Source organism: Streptomyces sp. TRM49041, assembly GCF_008271805.1.
Lineage (GTDB): Bacteria > Actinomycetota > Actinomycetes > Streptomycetales > Streptomycetaceae > Streptomyces.
In genome coordinates, this window is record NZ_VSRY01000079.1 from 1 (window position 1) to 3,035 (window position 3,035).

3 protein-coding genes are annotated in these 3,035 nt (G+C 73.4%); 2 read left to right on the top strand and 1 reads right to left on the bottom strand.

Annotated features, from left to right (window positions below; all coding sequences use genetic code 11):
* Positions 1 to 217 precede the first annotated feature (217 nt).
* Complete coding sequence (locus FVS66_RS05850) at positions 218 to 1,585, top strand: FAD-binding oxidoreductase (protein WP_149179920.1); 1,368 nt, start codon at positions 218 to 220, stop codon at positions 1,583 to 1,585.
* A gap of 52 nt (positions 1,586 to 1,637) precedes the next feature.
* Here FVS66_RS05850 and FVS66_RS05855 read toward each other — a convergent pair whose 3' ends face one another.
* The gene (locus tag FVS66_RS05855) at positions 1,638 to 2,060 is read right to left on the bottom strand and encodes an SsgA family sporulation/cell division regulator (RefSeq protein WP_149179921.1); all 423 of its coding nucleotides are present in this window, start codon (positions 2,058 to 2,060) and stop codon (positions 1,638 to 1,640) included.
* A gap of 234 nt (positions 2,061 to 2,294) precedes the next feature.
* Here FVS66_RS05855 and FVS66_RS05860 point away from each other — a divergent pair.
* A partial coding sequence (locus FVS66_RS05860) for a DUF2510 domain-containing protein (protein ID WP_149179922.1) occupies positions 2,295 to 3,035 on the top strand: 741 nt, incomplete at its 3' end.

Below are 3,035 nucleotides of genomic sequence, written 5' to 3' on the forward strand. Positions count from 1 at the left end.
CCCGCGGGCGCCGCCCCCGAGGCCTGTCATGCCGTCGGTCACGAACAGCGCCACCGCGCCCGCCAGCACCGCGCCCGCCCCCGCGAGCAGCACCACCTGAGAGACCTGTTTCGTCTTCATGCCGCTCAATGTGCGCCCAGCCGGGGAACCGCCCGGCGAGCCCACGGCCGGTACACGCCCGGTTCACACCGATGGCCCCCGGTGCCACGCTGGGATCATGGACGATCTGATGCAGCGGCTGCGCGCCGGCCTCCCCGCCGAGGCCCTGATCACCGACCCGGACGTCACCGTCTCCTACGCCCACGACATGGCGAGCTTCTGCGCCGCGGGCACCCCCGCCGTAGTCGTCCTGCCCCGCACCGTCGAGCAGGTACAGCACGTCATGCGCACGGCCACCGCCCTGCGGGTCCCCGTCGTCCCGCAGGGCGCCCGCACCGGCCTGTCCGGCGCGGCCAACGCCACCGACGGCTGCGTCGTGCTCTCCCTCACCAAGATGGACCGCGTCCTGGAGATCAACCCGGTCGACCGGATCGCCGTCGTCGAACCGGGCGTCGTCAACGCCACGCTCTCCCAGGCCGTCGCCGCCCACGGCCTGCACTACCCGCCCGACCCCTCCAGCTGGGAGATGTGCACCATCGGGGGCAACATCGGCACCGCCTCCGGAGGGCTGTGCTGCGTCAAGTACGGCGTCACCGCCGAGTACGTCCTGGGGCTCGATGTCGTCCTCGCCGACGGGCGGCTGCTCTCCACCGGCCGCCGCACCGCCAAGGGCGTCGCCGGCTACGACCTCACCCGGCTGTTCGTCGGCTCCGAGGGCAGCCTCGGCATCGTCGTACGCGCCGTCCTCGCCCTCAAGCCGAAGCCGCCCGCCCAACTCGCCCTCGCCGCCGAGTTCGCGTCCACGGCCGACGCGTGCGCCGCCGTCTGCGCCGTCATCGAGCGCGGCCACACCCCCTCGCTCCTCGAACTGATGGACCGCACCACCGTCCGGGCCGTCAACCGACTCGGCCACATGGGGCTGCCCGACTCCACCGCGGCACTTCTCCTGGCCGCGTTCGACACCCCTGACCCCGCCGCCGACCTGGCCGCCGTCGCGGAGCTGTGCACCACCGCCGGAGCCACCCAGGTCGTTCCGGCCGAGGACGCCGCCGAGTCCGAACTGCTCCTCAAGGCCCGCCGGATGTCCCTGCCCGCCCTGGAGACCGTCTCCACCGCCACGATGATCGACGACGTGTGCGTGCCCCGCTCCCGGCTCGCCGAGATGCTCGACGGCACCGCCGCCGTCGCCGGCGCGTACGGCCTCACCATCGGTGTCTGCGCCCACGCCGGCGACGGCAACACCCACCCCGTCGTGTGCTTCGACCACACCGACCCCGACGAGTCCCGGCGCGCCCGCGCGTCCTTCGACGCCATCATGGCCCTGGGCCTGGAGCTCGGCGGCACCATCACCGGCGAACACGGCGTCGGCGTCCTGAAGAAGGACTGGCTGGCCCGCGAACTCGGCCCGGTGGGCGTGGAACTCCAGCGGGGCATCAAGCACACCTTCGACCCGCTGGGCATTCTCAACCCGGGCAAACTCTTCTGAGACCCGGGTGAGGTCTTCCGTCCGCCGTCCACCACCGCTCCCGGACGTGCCGTCATGCCTCCGCCGACAGCAGCTCGGCCAGCTCGTCGTCGATGCCGAGCCGGTCCGACTCCGTCCCCGGCGGCACGACCCGCAGCGTCCGCTCCAGCCACGCCGACACCCGCGCCGCCGGCGCCTCCAGCAGCGCGTCGCCGTTCGGGGACGACAGCGCCATCAGCACGACACCGTGCCCGTCCACCTTCGCCGGCCAGATCCGCACGTCGCCGTGGCCGCACGGCCGGAACACCCCCTCCACCAGCAGCTCCCGGGCGAACGTCCAGTGCACCGGATGCTCCGAGCCGATGTGGAAGACGATGTGGACGGCATACGGGTCGGCCGTCCGGTACGTCAGCCGGGCCGGCACCGGCACATTCCGCTCCGGGGACAGCACCAGCTTCAGCTCCAGCTCCCGCTCCACGACCGTGGTCTCCTGCATGGATCTTCCTCCCTCTGGGCGGTATACGCGGCCCGCGCCGGGCGCGCTCAGAGGGAGAGAGCACTTCTTCCCGCTTTCATTACGCGACTTTCGCCGACGAATTTCTGTTACTTTGCGTGACACAGCTGTGACCGGATGGCGGCCCTCGCGGCCGGAGCGGCCCGGGGCCACCCGGCGGTCTGATAGATGTGGTGCCTTGAATTGAGGCCCTCGAGGAGATACGGGACCACGGTGATGAGCGCCCCAACCCCGGCAACCGGCGACGGCAGCCCCGAAGCCGGTTACTACCCAGATCCCTCCATTCCTGGATACATCCGGTACTGGAACGGTGCCGCCTGGGTCCCCGGTACGAGCCGACCTGCCCCCAAGGACGGCGAGGCGATGCCGACGCCACCCGCCTCGGCCGTGCCCGCGGCCCCGGCCGCGTCCCCGGCATCGGCCCCCGCGCCGGTTCCGGCCGTCGAGGAGACGGGGCCCGTCTTCCTGGACGAGGACCCGGGCATGGCGTCGCAGTCCGGGCCCGGAACGGAACCGGAACCGGAAGCGGAAGCGGAACGCGACCCCGGTCCCGAGCCGGCGACCGCCTGGCAGGCGGACATCTCCCGTCAGCGGGGCATCGGCGGCGGCCGGGACCAGCAGGTCTCCTGGGGCGCGGACGGCGCCCGGGACCCGCGGGTGCCGTCCGCCGCCGACCCGACGGGCGGCGCGCTGCCCGGCGTACGCAGAGTGGAACCGGAGGGGGACGCACGGCCCGCTCCCGAGGGCACCATGACGATCCGCGCCCTCCAGGCCGAGTCCGGGTCCCCGCACGCGCCCCGGACGCCCGACGTCCCGGTCCAGCACGGGCCGCAGTCGCAGTCGCAGCCGCAGCAGCCCGCGCAGGCACAGCAGCCCGCGCAGCCGCAGCAGCCCGCGCAGCCGCAGGCGCGGCCCGCCTCCCAGCAGCAGTCGGCCCCGGCCGCCGGGCAGGTCCCG